This window comes from Novosphingobium subterraneum (genome assembly GCF_000807925.1).
In the GTDB taxonomy this organism is placed as follows: Bacteria; Pseudomonadota; Alphaproteobacteria; order Sphingomonadales; family Sphingomonadaceae; genus Novosphingobium; species Novosphingobium subterraneum.
The window spans coordinates 151,220-169,874 of the sequence record NZ_JRVC01000005.1; the positions used below are offsets into that span (position 1 = coordinate 151,220).

At 61.6% G+C, this 18,655-nt stretch carries 20 protein-coding genes; 4 read left to right on the forward strand and 16 right to left on the reverse strand.

The features are described from left to right. The first annotated feature begins 1 nt into the window (after window position 1). Window positions 2–781, forward strand: a complete 780-nt coding sequence (locus NJ75_RS06745; RefSeq protein ID WP_039332744.1) for an inositol monophosphatase family protein — start codon at window positions 2–4, stop codon at window positions 779–781. A 216-nt stretch (window positions 782–997) separates the two neighbouring features. Here NJ75_RS06745 and NJ75_RS06750 read toward each other — a convergent pair whose 3' ends face one another. The 12 genes from NJ75_RS06750 to NJ75_RS06805 all read right to left on the reverse strand — a co-directional run bounded on the left by NJ75_RS06750 (window position 998) and on the right by NJ75_RS06805 (window position 9,822). Continuing rightward, complete coding sequence (locus tag NJ75_RS06750) at window positions 998–1,399, reverse strand: hypothetical protein (protein WP_039332746.1); 402 nt, start codon at window positions 1,397–1,399, stop codon at window positions 998–1,000. Further along, window positions 1,396–2,277: a LysR substrate-binding domain-containing protein gene (locus NJ75_RS06755; RefSeq protein WP_052242137.1), complete on the reverse strand. Its 882-nt coding sequence runs from the start codon at window positions 2,275–2,277 to the stop codon at window positions 1,396–1,398. The genes NJ75_RS06750 and NJ75_RS06755 overlap by 4 nt, the downstream gene beginning before the upstream one ends. A 9-nt stretch (window positions 2,278–2,286) precedes the next feature. Continuing rightward, the gene (locus NJ75_RS06760; RefSeq protein ID WP_039332748.1) at window positions 2,287–3,237 is read right to left on the reverse strand and encodes a CBS domain-containing protein; all 951 of its coding nucleotides are present in this window, start codon (window positions 3,235–3,237) and stop codon (window positions 2,287–2,289) included. Window positions 3,238–3,257: 20 nt separating this feature from the next. Then, window positions 3,258–3,761, reverse strand: coding sequence for an rRNA maturation RNase YbeY (gene ybeY, locus NJ75_RS06765; protein ID WP_039332751.1), 504 nt, complete (start codon window positions 3,759–3,761; stop codon window positions 3,258–3,260). Further along, on the reverse strand, window positions 3,758–4,780 hold the full coding sequence (locus tag NJ75_RS06770; RefSeq protein WP_039332754.1) for a PhoH family protein: 1,023 nt from the start codon (window positions 4,778–4,780) through the stop codon (window positions 3,758–3,760). The genes ybeY and NJ75_RS06770 overlap by 4 nt, the downstream gene beginning before the upstream one ends. An 87-nt stretch (window positions 4,781–4,867) precedes the next feature. Continuing rightward, complete coding sequence (gene miaB, locus NJ75_RS06775; RefSeq protein ID WP_039332756.1) at window positions 4,868–6,193, reverse strand: tRNA (N6-isopentenyl adenosine(37)-C2)-methylthiotransferase MiaB; 1,326 nt, start codon at window positions 6,191–6,193, stop codon at window positions 4,868–4,870. A 34-nt stretch (window positions 6,194–6,227) separates the two neighbouring features. After that, a complete protein-coding gene (locus tag NJ75_RS06780; protein WP_052242139.1) occupies window positions 6,228–7,001 on the reverse strand; it encodes a lysophospholipid acyltransferase family protein in 774 nt (257 codons plus the stop codon). Next, entirely contained in the window at window positions 6,985–7,407 is a 423-nt protein-coding gene (locus NJ75_RS06785; protein ID WP_039332758.1) for a Fur family transcriptional regulator, read from the reverse strand. The genes NJ75_RS06780 and NJ75_RS06785 overlap by 17 nt, the downstream gene beginning before the upstream one ends. Before the next feature lie 111 nt (window positions 7,408–7,518). After that, a complete protein-coding gene (locus tag NJ75_RS06790) occupies window positions 7,519–7,956 on the reverse strand; it encodes a Ros/MucR family transcriptional regulator (protein WP_039332761.1) in 438 nt (145 codons plus the stop codon). A gap of 165 nt (window positions 7,957–8,121) precedes the next feature. Next, window positions 8,122–8,595, reverse strand: coding sequence for a GNAT family N-acetyltransferase (locus tag NJ75_RS06795; RefSeq protein ID WP_039332762.1), 474 nt, complete (start codon window positions 8,593–8,595; stop codon window positions 8,122–8,124). Window positions 8,596–8,615: 20 nt separating this feature from the next. Next, window positions 8,616–9,233, reverse strand: coding sequence for a tRNA (adenosine(37)-N6)-threonylcarbamoyltransferase complex dimerization subunit type 1 TsaB (tsaB, locus tag NJ75_RS06800; RefSeq protein ID WP_039332763.1), 618 nt, complete (start codon window positions 9,231–9,233; stop codon window positions 8,616–8,618). A gap of 10 nt (window positions 9,234–9,243) precedes the next feature. Further along, entirely contained in the window at window positions 9,244–9,822 is a 579-nt protein-coding gene (locus NJ75_RS06805; RefSeq protein ID WP_039332925.1) for a NifU family protein, read from the reverse strand. Window positions 9,823–9,936: 114 nt separating this feature from the next. On the opposite strand from NJ75_RS06805, the gene NJ75_RS06810 reads away from it, so the two are divergent. Together NJ75_RS06810 and NJ75_RS06815 are read left to right on the forward strand one after the other, a co-directional pair. After that, window positions 9,937–10,503, forward strand: a complete 567-nt coding sequence (locus NJ75_RS06810) for an FKBP-type peptidyl-prolyl cis-trans isomerase (protein ID WP_039332764.1) — start codon at window positions 9,937–9,939, stop codon at window positions 10,501–10,503. Between the two features lie 54 nt (window positions 10,504–10,557). Next, window positions 10,558–13,449 carry a M16 family metallopeptidase gene (locus NJ75_RS06815; protein WP_039332765.1) on the forward strand — a complete coding sequence of 964 codons (2,892 nt, stop codon included), beginning with the start codon at window positions 10,558–10,560 and terminating at the stop codon, window positions 13,447–13,449. Window positions 13,450–13,471: 22 nt separating this feature from the next. Here the strand turns inward: NJ75_RS06815 and NJ75_RS06820 are convergent, their stop codons facing one another. From NJ75_RS06820 to NJ75_RS06830, 3 genes are read right to left on the reverse strand one after another with little or no spacing between them, the layout of a single operon-like run. Beyond that, window positions 13,472–14,110: a TadE/TadG family type IV pilus assembly protein gene (locus NJ75_RS06820; protein WP_052242140.1), complete on the reverse strand. Its 639-nt coding sequence runs from the start codon at window positions 14,108–14,110 to the stop codon at window positions 13,472–13,474. Further along, window positions 14,107–14,691, reverse strand: coding sequence for a TadE/TadG family type IV pilus assembly protein (locus tag NJ75_RS06825; protein ID WP_039332766.1), 585 nt, complete (start codon window positions 14,689–14,691; stop codon window positions 14,107–14,109). Before NJ75_RS06825 ends, NJ75_RS06820 begins: the two co-directional genes overlap by 4 nt. Then, entirely contained in the window at window positions 14,688–16,682 is a 1,995-nt protein-coding gene (locus NJ75_RS06830) for a TadE/TadG family type IV pilus assembly protein (protein ID WP_236727083.1), read from the reverse strand. Before NJ75_RS06830 ends, NJ75_RS06825 begins: the two co-directional genes overlap by 4 nt. Window positions 16,683–16,828: 146 nt before the next feature. Here NJ75_RS06830 and NJ75_RS06835 point away from each other — a divergent pair, with 146 nt between their 5' ends. Beyond that, window positions 16,829–18,202 (forward strand): class II 3-deoxy-7-phosphoheptulonate synthase, encoded by a 1,374-nt coding sequence (locus NJ75_RS06835; protein ID WP_039332769.1) that lies wholly within the window; start codon window positions 16,829–16,831, stop codon window positions 18,200–18,202. 62 nt (window positions 18,203–18,264) lie between these two features. Here the strand turns inward: NJ75_RS06835 and NJ75_RS06840 are convergent, their stop codons facing one another. Beyond that, window positions 18,265–18,654 carry a ribonuclease HI gene (locus tag NJ75_RS06840; protein ID WP_039332771.1) on the reverse strand — a complete coding sequence of 130 codons (390 nt, stop codon included), beginning with the start codon at window positions 18,652–18,654 and terminating at the stop codon, window positions 18,265–18,267. Window position 18,655: the final 1 nt, after the last annotated feature.

Consider the following 18,655-nt stretch of genomic DNA (forward strand, 5'->3'; position numbering starts at 1 on the left):
GATGAAGCTTGAAAACGACATCGCCCTTGCCATGCGTCTCGCCGACGCGGCGGCGGAGGCCATTCGCCCGCACTTCCGCACAGTAGCCGCCGAGCGGAAGGGCGACGCTACGCCGGTAACCCTGGCTGACCGTGCGGCTGAAGAGGCCATGCGGCGCATCTTGACGGCAGAGGTGCCGCGCGACACCATCATTGGCGAGGAATTCGGTTCGACCGCCGGTTCGTCGGGTCGGAGCTGGGTGCTTGATCCGATCGACGGAACAGCGGGTTTCCTGGCCGGCCGTCCGATCTTCGGCACATTGATCGCGCTGGTGGTCGAAGGGTTTCCGGTGCTCGGCGTGCTGGACCAGCCCATCACCGGGGAGCGCTGGGTCGGTGCCATGGGCAAGCGGACTACGCTTAACGGCAAACCGGTGCAGACGCGAATCTGTCGTGAACTGTCAGAAGCCACGCTGGCGACGACCGGGCCGCATTATTTCGACGACCACGATGGCGGGCACTTCATGGGCCTTGCTGCGAAAACCGATCACAAGCGCATGGTGATGGGTGGCGATTGCTACAATTACGCCATGCTCGCCACGGGGCAGCTCGACGTTGTCTGTGAGGCGAACCTCAAGCTTCACGACTGGGCCGCGCTGGTGCCGATTGTCGAAGGTGCCGGTGGCACGATGGCCGACTGGAATGGCGATCCCTTGCATGCCGGTTCGGACGGCCACGTGATCGCACTGGGAGATCCGGCGCGGCTGGAAGACGTGGTGGAGGCGTTGGCTTGCGCGCACTGAGCTGGCCGATGATCCCGTCCGCCCCTCAGCGCGAGTTGCCGGGCGAGCGCGAAAGTTCCATCAACTCGTAGCGCTCTCCTATTGAGGGCAGGACCGGCAGTAGCGGCAGGCAATCGGATGGCTCGATCCAATAGTCTGTCAGATGCGGCGCCTGATCGCTCCAGCGGATCGTGTAGCGCAGGGCTCCAGCTATCGGACAAGAGGCAAAGATCTTCTTCAGCGCACCAGTAGCTGTACCTCGGACAGTTCGATGACCGGTATCTCCCAAGGGTGCGCAGCCATGAGCGCATCGAGTGCGGGCGCGAGGTCTGCGTCCGCATCGGCGTAGGTCGTAATGATCGCGGTCGGCGAGAGGGCGCGCTCACCCGCACTTCCCATCGTCGGCTTGGCGTCCGGCCCGGGCTGGTAGCTTTCCCATCCCGGCGATATCTCGCAAACGCCATTGTAGAGCTTGAAGTCACCCAAGGGATTGTCGGCGCGGATCACGGCGAGCATGGCAGCTGCGGCGGGGTCGCGTTCGATCGCGTCGCCCTCGCCATTGAGCAATGCAGTGAGTGTCAGGGCAGAAATCGGGCAGTGGATCTTCACCGCAACGGCGCGGCGGCGGCTGGCGCTCAAAGCCCTGCCTTCAGCATCCAGTCGTGGAACAGGCGCACCGGCCGCGATTGCAGCGCCCGCGGGCGGCATACGAACCAGTACGAATAGGGACTGTCGACATCGATATCGTAAAGCCGGGCGAGGCGGGAATCATGGCTGCGATGGTAATGGTCATCGTGCATGATCGCGATGCCAAGACCCTGCGCCGCTGCCTCGAGGATCAGCTGACCGGAATCGAAGTGATCGATCGCGGCCGGTTCGAGTTTTTCGAGGTGTAGCGCTTTCTTCCATGCCTCGAAGCTGGCGGGAAGGTCATTATGTACAAGGAAGGTTTGCTTGGAGAGCTTGGCTATATCGGGACGCTCGCCAAGCTCGGCGGCCAATTCGCGCGAAGTTATCGCGTGGACCCGGTTGTGATCAAGGCGCACCGAATGCAGAGAGGCGTCCGGCCCTTCCGAAAGGACGATGGCGGCATCGATGGTGTCGCCAAGCTTGGTCTCGGCGGCGTGGCCTGAATCGATATCGATGTGCAACTGCGGATGAAGCTTGCGCAGTTCGCCGAGGCGCGGAAACAGGCGCTGGCTGCCGAACAGCGGCAGGACGCCAAGCCGCAGGCGCATGACCTTGCCGGTATCGATCAGTCGATCGACGCGGTCTGCCATCTCGTCGATCAGCGGAGCAACGGCATCGTAAAGCTGCTGGCCTTCTTCAGTGAGCTTCAGCGCCTGATGCTTGCGTTCGAACAGCGGCTTGCCGATGAAATCCTCAAGCGCGCCGAGACGACGCGACAGGGCCGAAGGACTTAGCGCAAGTTCCGCGGCCGCCGTCTTGGCCGAGCCTGCGCGCACGACGCGAATGAACGCCTCGAGCGAACGCAGTGGGGGCAGGCGGCGGATCATCTCTTCGTCCTATTCTTCTTCGGCCAGCACTGCCTGTGGCGCATGCAGCCTGAGGCGGGTGAGGCGCCGTTCATCGCCTCCGGTCACTTCAAGCCGCCAACCACTGGCATGTTCAAGCACGCGACCGACAGGCGGCACTTCGCCTGCCAATACCACGGCCAGACCGCCGAGCGTATCCACGTCTTCCTCCACTTCCGCAAGCCTTGGATCGACGGTGTCCGCGACGTCATCCAGTTCTGCCCGCGCATCGGCATCCCAGGTATCAGGATCGATCCTGCGGAGCAGTTCTTCGGGCGCATCGTCGTGTTCGTCCTCGATCTCGCCGATGATTTCCTCGACCAGGTCTTCGATGGTGATGATGCCATCTGTGCCCGAATACTCGTCGATCACCACTGCAAGATGCGTACGGCGGCTGCGCATGTCGGCCAATACGTCAAGTGCGCCCCTGGCCTGCGGCACGAACAGAGGCTGTCGCATCAGGCTCGTCCAGTCCTTGGGCGGCTGCTTGTTCGACAGCATCATGCCAGCGATGATGACGAAAACGTCCTTCACGTGGATCATGCCGACGATCTCGTCGAGCGATTCGCCATAGACGGGCAGGCGGCTGTGGCCGTGCTCGGCAAAGGACGCGACCATCTCCTCGAACGTCGCCGAGGCTGGCACGGCGATGATCTCGCCGCGCGGAATGGCTACGTCATCGGCGTCGTGTTCGCTGAAGTGAAGCAGGTTGCGCAGCATCTGGCGCTCGAGCGGAACAAGGTCGCCGTTGCCGTTGCTGCCGTTATCCTGATGGACCTCGCCCTCGTGCTCGTCGATCGCTTCCTCGATCTGTGCGCGGAGCGATTGATCGTGGTCCGGACCTCTGAAGAAGGCCCTGATCGCGCGCCACAGGGCGCGACTACTGCTACTGTCTCCGTCTCCCGACCGGCTGTCGCCGGCGGAGCCATTGCCCTCGGGCACTGTCGTATTCCCTCACTTGTTCAGTCTTCGACCGCATATGGGTCGGCAATGCCCATCAGCGCAAGCGCCTTCCGCTCCAGATTCTCCATTTCCTCGGCTTCGGCCTCACCCAGTTCGTGGTCGTAGCCGGCAAGATGGAGCAGGCCATGAACTACCAGATGGGTGGCATGGACCTCTACCGACACGCCCTTTTCCGCCGCTTCGCGCGTGCACACCCCGTGCGCAAGGATCAGGTCGCCGAGCATTCCAGGCGCGTCGGTATCCCGCGCCGCATGAAGGACTTCCTCGCGACTCAACATCGGGAAGGACAGGACATTGGTCGGCTTGTCCTTGGCGCGCCACTGCTTGTTGAGCGCGTGAACTTCCTCGTCATCGGCCATGACGAGGCTGACCAGCAGGTTCTCGTGCGCCAGTTCGCCGGCGATCTGCGCCGTGGCTTCAGCGGCGCGATTGGCGAGGTCCTCCCAATCGGTTTCCTCGCCCCAGACCGGATCGATGTCGATTTCAAGGATTGGCGCGCTCAAGCGTCCTTCCCTTCATATGCCTCGACAATGCGTCCGACGATTGGATGGCGCACCACGTCGGCGGTATTGAAGCGCACCGTTGCGATGCCTTCGACCCCTTCGAGACGCTGTACCGCGTCGTTCAGGCCGCTGGCGCCGACACCGCCGGGCAAGTCGACCTGCTTGGGGTCACCGCAGATCACCATGCGGCTGTTCTGGCCAAAGCGGGTGAGGAACATCTTCATTTGTGCAGGCGTGGTGTTCTGCGCTTCGTCGAGGATGACGAAGGCATCCGCGAGCGTGCGCCCGCGCATGAAGGCGATGGGCGCGATCTCGATTTCGCCGCTCGCAATGCGGCGCTCGACCTGTTCGGGCGGCATGCAATCGTACAGCGCGTCATAGAGCGGACGAAGGTAGGGGTCGACCTTCTCCTTCATGTCGCCGGGCAGGAAGCCGAGGCGTTCGCCGGCTTCCACAGCCGGGCGTGACAGGATCAGGCGTTGTACTGAACCGGAGATCAGTTGCGCTACGGCCTGCGCTACGGCGAGGTAGGTCTTGCCGGTACCCGCCGGACCGAGCGCGAAGATCACGTCGTGGCTGATCAACGCCTTCATGTAGTCGATCTGCGTCGGACTGCGCGGAATGATGGTTTTCTTGCGCGTGCGGATCATGATCGGCGGCGCACCACCCGGCGCCCCGGTGATGATGCCCTCAAGTGTCGGCTCGACGCTCATCGCGATCAGCGATTCGACCGCGCCGGAATCAAGTTCCTGCCCCGACAGCAGCCGCTGATGCATGCCCTTCAGCACGTCGCGCGCTCGGGCGACAGCGTCGTCGGGCCCTTCGATCAGCACGCGGTTGCCGCGCGCCGAAATGTAAACTCCCAGCCGATTCTCGATCTGCACGAGATTGGTGTCGAATTGGCCGAACAGGGCGCCAAGCACGGTCTGCTCGTCAAACTCGACCTCGACCCGGGCACGGCGATGCTGTGTTTCCGGGCGATGATGCGCCTCGTCGGCGCGATGGGGTTTACGGGCCATGAGCTCCTTTCAGGTTTGGGCCTGATTCAGAGCATAGGAACGGAAGTTGCGCGCACAAGACGCGCGCGCAGACTTTGCACAGGGCAATTAGACGAGCTGACCTGCCAGCGAGTTCGGACCGGCTTCAACAAGCTTCACCGTAACCATCTGGCCGATCTCGGCTTCGCCGGCGAAGTGCACGGATTGCAGCCAGGGCGATTTGCCGAGCCACTGGCCGGGATGCTTGCCCTTGCGTTCGACGAGGACTTCGCAGGTCTTGCCGACGCTGCCCTGATTGAAAGCCAATTGATCGCGGTTGAGCGCCGCTTGCAGGCGCTGAAGGCGCTCGTCCATCACTGCTGCCGGAACATGGTCGGGCATCGTCGCAGCCGGGGTGCCGGGGCGGGCGGAATACTTGAAGCTGAACGCCTGCGCATAGCCGACGGCGTCGACGAGACGCAGCGTTTCCTCGAATTCTGCATCAGTCTCCCCCGGGAAACCGACGATGAAATCGCCCGACAGCGCGATGTCGGGCCGGGCGGCTCGGATCCGGTCGAGCACCTTGAGGTAGCTGTCTGCGGTGTGGCTGCGGTTCATCGCCTTGAGCACACGATCGCTGCCCGCCTGCACCGGCAGGTGGAGGAAAGGCATCAGCTTCTCAAGTTCGCCATGCGCGGCGATCAGGCCATCGGTCATGTCGTTGGGATGGCTGGTTGTGTAGCGGATGCGCTTCAGGTCCGGGTCAGCTGCTAGGGCGCGCGCCAGCCCGTCAAGGCCGATGCTGCGGCCCTTGTCGTCCTCTCCAGTCCACGCATTCACGTTCTGCCCAAGCAGCGTGATCTCGCGCGCACCGCCGGCAACGAGCAGCTTCGCCTCTTCTATCAGATCGGCAAACGGGCGGCTGATCTCCGCACCGCGCGTATAGGGCACGACGCAGTAGGTGCAGAACTTGTCGCAGCCTTCCTGCACAGTGAGGAAGGCGGTGGGGGCTGACTTGCGGCGCTTGGGCAAGGCCGCAAACTTGGCCTCTGCCGGCATGTCGGTTTCGGTGGCGCGCTTTCCGGAAGTGGCCTCGGCAACCATTTCCGGCAAGCGGTGGTACGATTGCGGGCCGACCACCACCTTCACGCTTGGCGCGCGGGTCATGATTTCCTCGCCTTCAGCCTGGGCCACGCAACCCGCGACTGCGATCATGGGTGCCGAGCCATCTTCCCGGCGCAGCCGGCCGATATCGGAATAGACCTTTTCGGTCGCTTTCTCGCGGATGTGGCAGGTGTTTAGAACGACGAGGTCGGCGTCATCCCCGTCGCGGGCGGCAGACATTCCTTCTGCTGCCAAGAGTTCGGCCATGCGCTCGCCATCATAGACGTTCATCTGGCAGCCGAAGCTCTTGACGCGGAACGTCTTGGGGGAAGAAGTTGCGGTGGAAGACATGGGCCGCGCCGATAGTGGATTTGGCAGGGTTTGTCTAACGCGCGCCGTTCATCGCTGCGAGGATGCGTTCGCGTGCCGCTGTAGCCATTACCTTGCGGTTCGCTGTCTCCTCAGGTCCGAGTGGCGCGAGGAAATGCACTGTCACCGGGATCGGCTTACTCCGGGCGAGGATCTTGAGGAAATTGTCCAGCCCATGTTCCTCCCCCACCCATGCTATCGCCGCAACGTCCGGCCCGTAGTCGAGCCACACCGGCTGTATCGCAATGCCGGGCGGGGGCGGATCCAGCGCGGACAATAGTGACGACTTGAATGGCAGCAGGCTGACGCCGTTGCTCGTGGTGCCTTCCGGAAACACGGTGAGCGCACCAGTGTCGGTGAGAGCTGCACGCACCTGTTCGACCTGGGTATGGACCGAGCGCCGGTCATGACGGGCGACGAACACCGTGTCGTTCATTTCGCACAGCCATTTGAGCAGACCGACATCGGCAAGCCCTGAGTGGGCAACGAAGGCGCTACCGCTCGCGCCTGAGATGACCGGGATGTCGAGCCAGCTGACATGATTGGAGAGGAGAAACGCGCCCTTGCGCGAAGGCTCCCCCGAGATCGCGACACGCGTGCCGGCGATGCGGGCGATGCCGCCAAGGAACACCCGTGGCCAGGGATTGTGCAGCCGCAGGATTCGCCAGACGTAATAAAGCGGTACGCATACGAGCAACAGAACCAGCATCGCTGCGAGCCGCACTGCGATGCGCAGGCGTCCGACAAGCGAAATTGCCTGACGAGGGATAGCGTCAGCCGTCGCGTTCAAGCTTCACGCCGTAAAGCTCCATGCGATGATCGACCAGTCGGTAGCCAAGTTTTTCCGCGATCTGGCGCTGGAGTTGTTCTAGTTCGGGATCGACGAATTCGATGACCTTCCCGGTCTCGACGTCGATCAGGTGATCGTGATGCGCCTCAGGCGTCGCTTCGTAACGGGCGCGGCCATCACCGAAGTCATGCCGGTCGAGAATGCCGGCTTCTTCGAACAGGCGCACGGTGCGGTAAACCGTCGCGATCGAAATGCGCGAGTCGATGGCCGAGGCGCGTTCGTGCAGCTTCTCGACGTCCGGATGGTCGTCGCTCTCCGAAAGGACGCGCGCGATTGTCCTGCGCTGGTCGGTAATGCGCAGGCCGCGTTCGGCGCAGAGAGCTTCGATGTCGATCGGCTGATGCACTGGGTACTCGTCATGAAAGGATCGGCCCGCCGATCTATAGACCGGCGGGCCAAATCTTCAACTGTACGCAATCGTATTGCGCACAGTCATTGCCACCAATCTGCCCGCGGATCAGGCAGCGGTCTTGCGGCCGCGCTTGGGCGCCGGCTTGCGGCCGAGGCCGATCTTCTTGGCAAGTTCACGGCGCTTTTCGGCGTAGGCCGGCGCGACCATCGGATAGTCGGCAGGAAGATTCCAGCGGGCGCGATACTGTTCCGGCGTCATGTTGTAGCGCGTTGCGAGGTGGCGCTTGAGCATCTTCAGCTTCTTGCCATCTTCCAGGCAGACGATGTGATCGTTCTTCACCGAAGCGCGGATCGAAACGGCAGGTTCCGGAGCGGGCTCTTCGGCAACTACCGGCTTTTCCAGCCCGGCCAGCGCAGAATACACGTTTGAAATCAATGCCGGGAGATCGTTCACCGAGACGCTGTTGTTGCTCACATGCGCGGCAACGATGTCCGAAGTGAGGGTGATCAGCGTCTCCCGCATGTCGTTCTGAATTTCACTCATGGCAAAACCGGCTTTCTATGTTTGTCCTGCGCGGAGGCATCTGGACTCGCGACTTGGTTTGGTGATCCAGATCACATTTATAGTCGCATCCCACAAGGATACAACCGGTTTCACGACAGATCGACGACGCTGTCAATGCTACTTAGGTTAATCCTAAGTATTGTTTCAATTGCCGAGTGCAAGTTCCTGGCTTATCGCATCAATTCTGGCCCCGCTGGGGGTGCGATAATAAGCCGGTCTTAATCCAATTTGGCGGAATCCGTGCGCGGCATAAAGAAAGCCAGCGGGATTGTTATCGCGCATCTCGAGGAAAACGCGGCGCATCCCGTTCTGCTTTGCGGACAGGATAAAGCGACCTAAAAGTGCGTGCCCCAATCCTTTTCGCCGGTACTTCGGAGAAATTGCGAAAAGGAGAAGTTCTTCCTCGTCGATGATCGCACGACTCAGGAAAAAACCGGCAGTTTCATCGCCGGATTCCAAGTCTTGGCTACCATCTGGTGCAATGAGGCCGTAGCGACAATTGCCGACCAGTAGCGCGTCGCTTACCTGCTTGCGGTTCCAGGCCTCACCGTACTCCGCGGCGAATGCCTGGTCCATGACGGCCATGATCCGGTCGATATCATCGGGTGGCGGAGTCATCGGTCAGCCTATCCCTTCGGTCATGCTGCCGAAGGAAGGCGGGCATCGGGCGCGCGACCGTAGCTTGGCCTGGGATCTCTATGGAACGCCCGCTCGTCCAAAAGGCCAGCGCAGCGAGCATCGGGATGCAAGCTGATCGCAACCGCATGAGTGCGGTCGGCGGCGAGTGCTGCAGCCTGGCTGCCTGCCAGCAACAGAGCCGTGCTTCTCGACTTGGCCTGGGCAGGCGTGAGCGATGCAAGGGGAGCGAGCGGTGTTGCGTCAGAGTCGAAGGGTTGGAAAAACCACTCGCCGTGACCGCCAGTCATGCAGACGTCGACAGCCGAGCCTGGCCGTTCCGAAAGGGCCATCGCTGCAACCAGCGCGAGGCTTTCATACCCCTGCAATCGCGCATTCCATGCCAGTGCAAGGGCTCGTGCTGCAGCAAGGCCGACGCGAATGCCTGTGAAGCTTCCGGGGCCGACGTCTATCGCGATCACATCCGCCATGCCCTTGTCGGGAAGGGCAGCAATCATGGGGACCAGACGTTCAGCATGACCGCGACCAAGCAGCGCGTATTCACCAGCCACAAGTACGCCATCCTCGATCAGCGCGACTGAACAAGCTTCTGTCGCGCAGTCTATCACGAGTTTGCGCATCGCCGTCAGATCAGGCTGCTCGAACTTCAGTAACTTCGGGCACGTAGTGCTTGAGCAGGCTCTCGATCCCGTTCTTCAGCGTAGCTGTCGACGACGGGCAGCCCGAGCAGGCGCCCTGCATCTGGAGGTAGACCACGCCCTCGCGGAAGCCCTTGTAGATGATATCTCCGCCGTCATTGGCCACCGCAGGCCGCACGCGCGTTTCGATCAGATCCTTGATCTGGTCGATGATGTCGGCGTCGGCCGGGTCGTCGGCGAAGCTTTCATCAGCTTCGGCAGGAACCGCGATGCCGGCGGCAGTGCCCCCCAGGAACAGCGGAGCCTGGCTGACGAAATGATCGAGCAGGATCGCCAGAACCTGCGGTTTCAGGCCGGCCCATTCTACGCCGGGTGCGGCGGTGACCGAAACGAAATCGCGCCCGAACAGCACGCCGGTCACGTCACCAAGATCGAACAGCGCCTGCGCGAGGGGCGATGCCTCAGCAGCTTCAGGCGAAGTGAACTCGCGCGTTCCGCTTGCCATGACCTGCTCGCCGGGCAGGAACTTGAGCGTGGCGGGGTTGGGCGTGGTTTCTGTCTCGATGAACATGATTCGCATGTAGGCCAGTCCTTCGCGTGGTCAAGGGCCCGACAGGCCGGGTTTTGCGCAGTTTCAGCGCAAGGTCTCATGGCGGAACCTCGCAAGGCTCGCTAATGCAGCGAGATGATCAAGCTCCCCCTTGCGCTCGTCCGCCTCGCCCCTGCCGTTCTTGCCTGCACCTTCGGTGCTTCGGCCTTGAATGCCGCCGCACCTGCGCCAAAGCCGGTCGCCCCATCGGCTGTCGCCATCCCGATGCCGCTGAATCCGGTGGTCGCGCCCGCACAGCGCCTCTGCTCTGCCAAGACTGCTAGTGGGCTCGGCACGATGCTCCTGAAGCCAGCCGAAGGCGCAAAGCCGACCAAGAGTGATTACGTGCTGGTCAATTACGTCGGCTATCTTGCCGCCAATGGGGAGGTGTTCGACCAGGGCATGCAGGCGGCATTTCCCGTGGATGGCGTCATTCCGGGCTTCTCTGAAGGCCTGCAGCTTCTGTCCAAGGGCAGCCTGATGCGTCTCTGCGTGCCCTCGGCGCTTGGTTATGGCGCTGAAGGCTCAGGCCCGATCGGTGCAAATGCGGATCTCGTGTTCCAGGTCGAACTGGTCGACTTCAAGACCGTTGCAGAAGTCGAAGCCATGCGTGCTGCCCAATCTGCAACCCAACCTGCGCAGCCGGCCACGACAACGCCCTGAAAGTAACGGGTCTATTCACTGGTCCTTCATGAGAAGGCTTCCTATAGTCGGCTGATGCGATCCCGTAACACGCGCGCCCGGCGCTTCGGCCTGTTTCTTTCCCTCCTGCTGGTTTCGGCGGCTCCCGTGGTTGCCGAAGCTCCTGCAAAAGCCCCGAGCGCGGCGACGAAGTCCAACGTTCCGTGGCTCTACAAGGGTTCGGACGTTCCGCAGGACAAGGCCTGGACCTTTGGCATCCTGCCGAACGGCATCCGTTATGCGGTTCGCCACAGCGGCGTTCCGCCCGAGCAGGTATCGATCCGCGTACTGGTGGATGCGGGTTCGATGTACGAGACCGAGCCGCAGCGGGGCTATGCGCACCTCATCGAACACCTGACCTTCCGTGAATCGAAGTATCTAAAGGAAGGCGAGACGATCCCAACGTGGCAGCGGCTGGGTGCCACCTTCGGAAGCGATACCAACGCCGAGACCAGTCCCACGCAGACGGTTTACAAGCTCGACATTCCCAATGCGACTGCACCCAAGCTGGACGAGACGTTCAAGCTGCTGTCGGGGATGATCACTGCGCCGATCTTCACCGATCGTGGCGTCAAGACCGAGGTTCCGATCGTTCTTGCCGAAATGCGCGAACGCACCAGCGCGCAATCGCGGGTGCTGGACGCCACGCGGGGGCTGTTCTTCAAGGGGCAGCTCCTGGCATCGCGCAGCCCTATCGGCACGGTGGAAACTCTCGAAGCGGCCGACGCTGCTGCGGTAAAGGCCTTCCATGACAAGTGGTATCGCCCCGACAATACCGTGATCGTGGTGGCCGGCGATGCTGACCCGGCAGCACTGGTCGCGCGGATCGAACAATGGTTCGGCGGGTGGCAGGTGGCCGGCAAGAAGCCGTTGCAGCCTGATTTCGGCAAGCCGATTGCGCCCGCCGGCATCGATCCCAAGAACCCGGTCGGCGAAGCGAAAGTGCTGGTCGAGCCGGACCTGCCACGACTGGTAAACTGGGCGATCCTGCGTCCATGGACAAAGGTCAACGATACCATTGTCTACAACCAGGGCCTGATGATTGATCGGCTCGCGCTGGCTTTGATCAATCGCAGGCTTGAGGCCAGGGCGCGGGGCGGCGGGAGCTATCTGGTGGCGTCCGTGGACGAGATGAAGCAGGAGCTTTCGCGATCCGCAGACGCCACGATCGTGACGGTCACGCCATTGAGCGAGGACTGGAAAAGTGCGGTAACAGACGTGCGCTCGGTCATTGCCGATGCTTTGGCCACGCCGCCCTCTCAGGCAGAGATCGACCGCGAAGTTGCCGAATTTGAAGTCGCCTTCAAGGTCTCGGTCGAAACGCAGTCCACCATTGCCGGGTCCAAGGCGGCTGACGATATCGTCAACGCCGTCGATATCCGCGAGACCGTAGCCAACCCCGACACCGTCTACGACATATTCAGGCGTTCCATACCCTTGTTCAAGCCGCAAGCCGTGCTTGAACATACCCGTGCCTTGTTCAGGGGCACCGTGGTACGCCCGATGATGATCACGCCAAAGGCTGGCGAAGCTGACGAAGCCTCCTTGCGCGCGGCATTGACTGCGCCTGTCAAGGCGGCATCGGAAAGCCGCGTGGCGGCAAACGCCCTCAAGTTTTCGGACCTTCCACCCGTTGGCACACCTGGCACTGTCGCCAGCGCGCGACCGATCGGGTTGCTAGGCATCGAGCAGGTCGAACTCTCCAACGGTGTTCGCGTTCTGCTGTGGCCCAATGACGCCGAGCCAGGCCGCATCATCATCAAGGCCAGGTTTGGCGGCGGGTACTCGGCGATCCAGCCCCAAGATGCGGTTTATGGCCCGATCGGCGAGGTGGCGCTGATGGACAGCGGCATCGGCGCACTCGGGCGGGATGATCTGGACCGTCTGGCGACAGGCCGCAAGTTGAGCCTCGATTTCGACATAGACGACACGGCATTCGTGCTTTCGGCCGATACGCGCCCGGCGGACCTTGCCGACCAGCTCTATCTCATGGCTGCCAAGCTGGGCATGCCGCGTTGGGATGCCAATCCGGTGTTGCGTGCCAAGGCCGCGGCAAAGCTCCAGTACGAAAGCTACAATTCGGCTCCCAATGCGGTACTCAATCGCGATCTCAACTGGCTGTTGCGCGATGGAGACCCGCGCTATGCGACGCCAAACCCGGCCGAGCTGGAGAAGGTAACTCCGGAGGGCTTCCGCAAGACATGGGAGCCGCTGCTTTCGGAAGGACCGATCGAGATCGACATGTTTGGCGATTTCACGCGCGAACAGGCATTGGCTGCTCTGGAAAAGACTTTCGGCGCCTTGCCGGTCCGCACTCCGACAGCGGCGCCGACACTTGCCCCGAACATCCCGGCACACAACGCCGAACCGCTGGTTCTGACCCATCGCGGCGATCCCTCGCAGGCCGCAGCCGTGGTGGCATGGCCAACCGGGGGCGGCCAGGCCGGTGTGCGTGAAAGCCGCCAGCTCGAAATCCTGGCGCAGATCTTCAACAATCGCCTGTTCGATGCGATGCGCGAAAAGGTGGGAGCGAGCTATGCACCACAAGTCGGTTCAAGCTGGCCCCTGGATCTGCCATCGGGCGGGTACCTCTCAGCGATGGTCCAATTGCGGCCGGGAGATTTCGACACTTTCTTTGCTGCCGTTGACAAGATCGCAGCTGAACTTGCTGCTACGCCGCCTTCAGCAGACGAGATCAGCCGGGTGACTGAACCGCTCAAGCAACTGATCACGCGGGCCAGCACTGGAAATGGCTTCTACATGTACCAGCTGGAAGGAGCTGCATACGATCCGCGCAAGATTGCTGCGATCCGCACGATCCTCAACGATTACAGCCAGACAACGCCCGAGCGCATGCAGGCTCTGGCGCAGAAATACCTGCGAGCGGACAAGAGCTGGCGCCTGGAGGTTGTCCCGGAAAAACGCTGACCGAAATGTCCTCAGGCCTGTGTCAGCATTCGATCTTGTCGTTCGTACCGCTCAGGCCAGGGCCGACATTACGGTCGTCACGGACGATGATGGCTGCCTGTTCGTGTATCGTGATCGGCTTGACGAACATCGTTCCGAACAGGCCTTTGTACTCGTACCAGACTTCGGCGACCATGACCGCGCCCTTGCTGGATGACGTGATCTTTCTACCGCCGAGCGAAATGCCCGAAGCTATCGAGGACAATGCGCTGCCTGTGAGATCTGGCTTGCCATGCGCAGAGGTCTGGCGGCCCTTGCCCATGCACTTCTGCCAATGAACATAGTGCTTGCCAGTCAGTGGATGGACTTCAAGGCTGGACAGGATGACCCGGCCATTCTCGGCCAGATCGATATTCGAGCCTTCCTCCAATGCGCCTGTCAGGACCGAGTGTACGTCGTTGCTGGTAATCGTGGGGGTCACGCCGCTATTGTCGGTTTGGCCAAGACGGGAAGCATTGTCAGCAAGCGCCAGAGCAACCTGGCTCGCTTCCATTGAAGCGGCGTTGAGCCATGCGATTTCGGCCCCATACATGCCCAGGATCATGAATACAGGCACAACCAGAGCAAACTCGATGGTCGATACCCCGTCCTGTCGGCTGAACAGACTTTGCAGTAGCTTCATGGGCAGCTCCCGGCCGTGGCGCCATAGCCCGTCTGGTTGCCGAACGGCTGGTTCTTGGTCACTGCGGTAGCCGTGAGCGTTCGTTCCGACCACATTTTGGGCAGGAAGGGCACCTGGAACACGGGTTTGAAGGTTGCTGTCACCTTGTAGACGACGACGTCATTGGCGGTACCGGCGCTGTCCTTTTGCCCAACGTCCTGGTCCCATTGGCCATTTCGGTTTTCGTCGGTAAAGGTCTCGCCGGCATCGCACACGGCATTGGCGTTCTTGTCGTTCCATTTCTCGGCCCTGCCGACGTCGGCAAAGTCGTAATAGCTGGTCCGGCTCGTCTTGATGGTTACGCCAGGAAGCACCGGACGGATGGCGTCGAGTACCGAGGCGTCGGCTTCGCTGGTGTTGCGCGTTTCCAATGAAGAATCGCGCGCTGCGCGGTGTACAGCGCCGGTCAGGACCGATTTGCCATAAACCATCTGCCCGATGTCCATGATGCCGATCAGCAGCAACAGGAACAGGGGCACGACAATCGCGAATTCGACGACTGTTGCACCTTCGTCATCAGTCCTGAGCCGCATTTCGGTCATTGCACCACTCGCAGTTCGCCGACCTGTTTTGCGATCGACTGGAATGCCGCATCCAACTGGTTTGCGTTGGCTGCCGTGAAGGCACTCGCGCTGGAGGCGCATGTCTGGAGTTCGGGCGTCATGGCCTGTGCAAACGCGATGACCCATATGCGGATGCCTTTGGCCTTCACGGCTTCGCACAGGGCAAGGAACCGTGAGTTATGGCGCGCAGCGTCTTCGTTTACACCATCATCGGTGACACGGCGATCATGGTACTCAATGCCCCAGGCTGATTGGATGGAGTAGCTGGGTGCCATTTCGCCATCGGTCATGAAGATCAGATGGCGCGAAACCTCGCCGCCGTTCGTGGGCGCTTGGCGAACAGTGCTCGACCATAAGCCGTCTGGCGATGCCAGCCGCGCTCCCCATACCATCCCGATGTCATGGTAGGTCGCGCCTTCGGGAACGAGTGAATCCGCGAACGCGTCGAACGCGGTCTTGTTCATCGTGGCCAGCAAGCGCGCGCCAGTCGGGCAGAAGGATGCCGCCTGCTGTCCCTGCGATGACGGTACTGCACTGTTCATGTACACAGTGCCATTGTAGGTGACCGTCCGTATGTAGGCGACGTCGGGCCACATGGGCGCCCATTTGGTCGAAGCAGAACTGTCAGGGGCGGAATCGATTTCGAGGTCCAAGGCGCCGGCCGGGTTGAAGCCCCCCAGCGATGACCACGTGAAGCTCGGCTCGGATACGGTTGCACGCTCCTCGACGCACCCTTTCCAAGTTGAAGAAACAGACGCGCCGTTTTCGCCGGTTGGTGTCGAGACCGCTTCGAAATTCTTGAACCGGCTCGTGTCAAAGGTCACTGGGCGATACTCCCAACGATCGAAGACTTGCGAGCTTGTATAGATCGGATCGGCCGTCGTGGTCGTCGTCGTCACGGAGTTGCGCGAGCCGGTTCGCGACTGGATCCTGTAGTTCAGGATCAGCCAGGCGCACTGATAGAAAGTCGCCGTCTGCGGCTGGGTCACGACGGTCGTCACAACCCGTTGACCGGACGAGTTCGTTGTCGTCGTCGAGGTGGAGGTGGCACTCCCTGAATTGGCCCAGGCCGTATCGGCTGGCTTTGCGTTGTTACATGATGTCGACGTCAGGTAGATGTTGGAGCCGTAGTTGGCCCAGAGGGAGTAGGTTGGCGTTGTAGTTGTGGTCGTCGGTGTCCCGCTTCTCGGCGTGCCGTAGCCACTCAAGGTCTGAACGGTTCGGTAAACCGCATGACGAGACTGGATTGTCCAACTGTCAACCAGATACGACGGACCCAGGTCGTGTAGAAGCCTGCCAACGTTGACTGACGAACTGTACGGCACGAATCCGTATCGCACACGTGCGTTTGTGCCCGACAAGGCGTTCTCGACAGTGCTGTGGAAGTTCTTCATGGCAGCGCGCAGTGCCTCGATGCGTGTCTGCGTACTTCCCGCCAGCAGTGAGGCCATGGAGCCAGTGGTATCGAGGACCATCATGATGTCGCTGTTGCCCACGCCCATCGAGGCCGTGCATCTGACGCTCAGATCAAAACCCTGGAAGCCGAAGATCTGCATCATCAGGGGCGGAAGCATGGTTGTGGCCACGGCATCGATCGTGCCGCCTTTGTCCGCCGAGGTCGGCTCGAAAGTCGTGTCTCGCGAACCTTGGTGAGTCTCGTCGAAGTTTGCGAAGAAGTAATTGTCCGCCTGCGTCTTTGCCGCGGCATCGAAGCCGTTTGTGGTTACGGCTCGACGGCCTGCCAGAACACCTGCGTCGCATGCCGCCTGCAGCCTCGTCTGGGTGCGCCAGGCGCGGCTTATGTCGATGGCGCCGCCAATCAGCGCGGCCACGGCGAAGATTGCCATCGCCGATAGAGGCAGGATGTTTCCACCGCGGCTTCGGGCCAGTAAAGTCAGGAAGCGGCGAAGGGCAAGCATGGGAAAACGAACGACCTTTGGTGGGATCTGCACGGTTAACCGCTCGTCCACCAAGACATCCTGATGAGGTGACTAAGGAAAATTCCCTATCGGTGGCCTTGGGCGTGATCGCGATGATCGATTGCTGTGACAGCAAGCCTTCCTTTGCTTTTCCTGCGCAGGCGGCGTATGGGCGCGCCTCTTGAAAGGAATGGAAAGTGGCACAGAACTGGACTGCGGATTCGTGGCGCGGGTTTGAAGGGCGGCATCTGCCGGTCTATCCCGATGCCGAAAAGCTGAACGAGGTCGAGAAGACCCTGACGAGCTTTCCGCCGCTGGTCTTTGCAGGTGAGGCGCGCGCTCTGAAGGCCGACCTCGCGCAGGTGGCCGCAGGCAAGGGTTTCCTGCTGCAGGGCGGAGACTGTGCCGAGAGCTTTGCCGAATTCCATCCGAACAACATTCGCGACACGTTCCGCGTGCTGCTGCAGATGGCGGTCGTGCTGACCTTTGCCAGCAAGCAACCGGTGGTAAAGGTGGGCCGCATGGCCGGGCAATTTGCCAAGCCGCGTTCCTCCCCGGTTGAGAAAATCGGTGACGTTGAACTGCCGAGCTACCTCGGTGACAATATCAATGGCATTGATTTCACTGCGGAATCGCGCATTCCGGACCCTGAGCGCATGCTGCGGGCCTACAGCCAGGCAGCGGCGACACTGAACCTGCTGCGCGCCTTCGCGGGCGGCGGCTACGCCAACTTGCGCCAGGTCCACCAGTGGACGCTGGACCACATCGGCAAGAGCCCGTGGGCCACGAAGTTCCGTGAAACCGCCGACAAGATCGGTGAAGCGCTCGACTTCATGGAAGCCTGCGGCGTCGATCCGCGTACCGTGCCGCAGCTTCAGGGCACCAGCTTCTACACCAGCCACGAAGCGCTGCTTCTGGCCTACGAGGAAGCGATGACCCGGCAGGATTCGCTGACCGGCGAATGGTACGACACCAGCGCCCACATGCTGTGGATCGGTGATCGTACCCGCTTCGAAGGTTCGGCCCACGTCGAATACCTGCGCGGCGTCAACAACCCGATCGGGATGAAGTGCGGTCCTTCGCTCAGCGTCGATGCGCTGCTGCGCATGCTCGATACGCTGAATCCCTCGCGCGAGGCCGGCCGCATGACGCTGATCAGCCGCTTCGGCCACGACAAGGTCGAGGCAGGGCTGGCTCCGCTGGTTCGCGCCGTGAAGCGCGAAGGCCATCCCGTGGTGTGGTCGTGCGATCCGATGCACGGCAATGTCATCAAGGCCGACAACGGCTACAAGACGCGGCCGTTCGACCGTATCCTGACCGAGGTGAAGGGCTTCTTCGCGGTCCACCGCGCCGAAGGCACCCACGCTGGCGGGATTCACATCGAGATGACCGGCCAGGATGTGACCGAGTGCACCGGTGGTGCCGTCGCGATCACCCAGGAAGGGCTGGCCGATCGCTATCACACCCATTGTGATCCGCGTCTCAATGCAGCGCAGTCGATCGAACTGGCATTCCTGCTGGCCGAGGCACTGAATGCCGAGCGGGAAGGGGCAAAGGCCGAAGCTGCCTGACGTCCTTCCCAGACTGCAAAATCATGGCCCCGGGGGTTCTGCCTCCGGGGCTATTTCTTTGCCTAGCGCGGGTGTCTGGCGTTCAAGAATATGCCCGCAAGGTTCTGCTCGCGCTTAACCCATCGAACACGCGTGGGCGGATTCGCTCCAGCCAGCTTCCGGAAGCGCTCCAGATGCACCCGGTCACTTGGCGAAGCCGCTTTCGCGCGGCCATTGGCCTGTGCGATCACCGAACGGCTGTCTCCCAACAGATCGAATGCGGCGGCGCCACTGGCCTGTGCCACTTCAAGCGCATGGATCAGGGCCAGCCATTCGGCATCGCCATTGGTGCCGTTGCCAAGATCGGTGCGCACTTGGGCCATCCCACGCATTACAGCCGCAACCTCGATGGGACCCGGGTTGGGCCGGCAGCCGCCGTCGAAGTAGACCTTGAGACGCTTGTGCTCTGCCATG

Coding starts and splice junctions, on each gene's coding strand:
- NJ75_RS06745 (WP_039332744.1), top strand. CDS start 2: ATGAAGCTTGAAAACGACATCGCCCTTGCCATGCGTCTCGCCGACGCG.
- NJ75_RS06755 (WP_052242137.1), bottom strand. CDS start 2,277: ATGATCCGCCGCCTGCCCCCACTGCGTTCGCTCGAGGCGTTCATTCGC.
- NJ75_RS06770 (WP_039332754.1), bottom strand. CDS start 4,780: ATGGCCCGTAAACCCCATCGCGCCGACGAGGCGCATCATCGCCCGGAA.
- miaB (WP_039332756.1), bottom strand. CDS start 6,193: ATGTCTTCCACCGCAACTTCTTCCCCCAAGACGTTCCGCGTCAAGAGC.
- NJ75_RS06790 (WP_039332761.1), bottom strand. CDS start 7,956: ATGAGTGAAATTCAGAACGACATGCGGGAGACGCTGATCACCCTCACT.
- NJ75_RS06795 (WP_039332762.1), bottom strand. CDS start 8,595: ATGACTCCGCCACCCGATGATATCGACCGGATCATGGCCGTCATGGAC.
- tsaB (WP_039332763.1), bottom strand. CDS start 9,233: ATGCGCAAACTCGTGATAGACTGCGCGACAGAAGCTTGTTCAGTCGCG.
- NJ75_RS06805 (WP_039332925.1), bottom strand. CDS start 9,822: ATGTTCATCGAGACAGAAACCACGCCCAACCCCGCCACGCTCAAGTTC.
- NJ75_RS06810 (WP_039332764.1), top strand. CDS start 9,937: ATGATCAAGCTCCCCCTTGCGCTCGTCCGCCTCGCCCCTGCCGTTCTT.
- NJ75_RS06815 (WP_039332765.1), top strand. CDS start 10,558: ATGCGATCCCGTAACACGCGCGCCCGGCGCTTCGGCCTGTTTCTTTCC.
- NJ75_RS06820 (WP_052242140.1), bottom strand. CDS start 14,110: ATGAAGCTACTGCAAAGTCTGTTCAGCCGACAGGACGGGGTATCGACC.
- NJ75_RS06825 (WP_039332766.1), bottom strand. CDS start 14,691: ATGACCGAAATGCGGCTCAGGACTGATGACGAAGGTGCAACAGTCGTC.
- NJ75_RS06840 (WP_039332771.1), bottom strand. CDS start 18,654: ATGGCAGAGCACAAGCGTCTCAAGGTCTACTTCGACGGCGGCTGCCGG.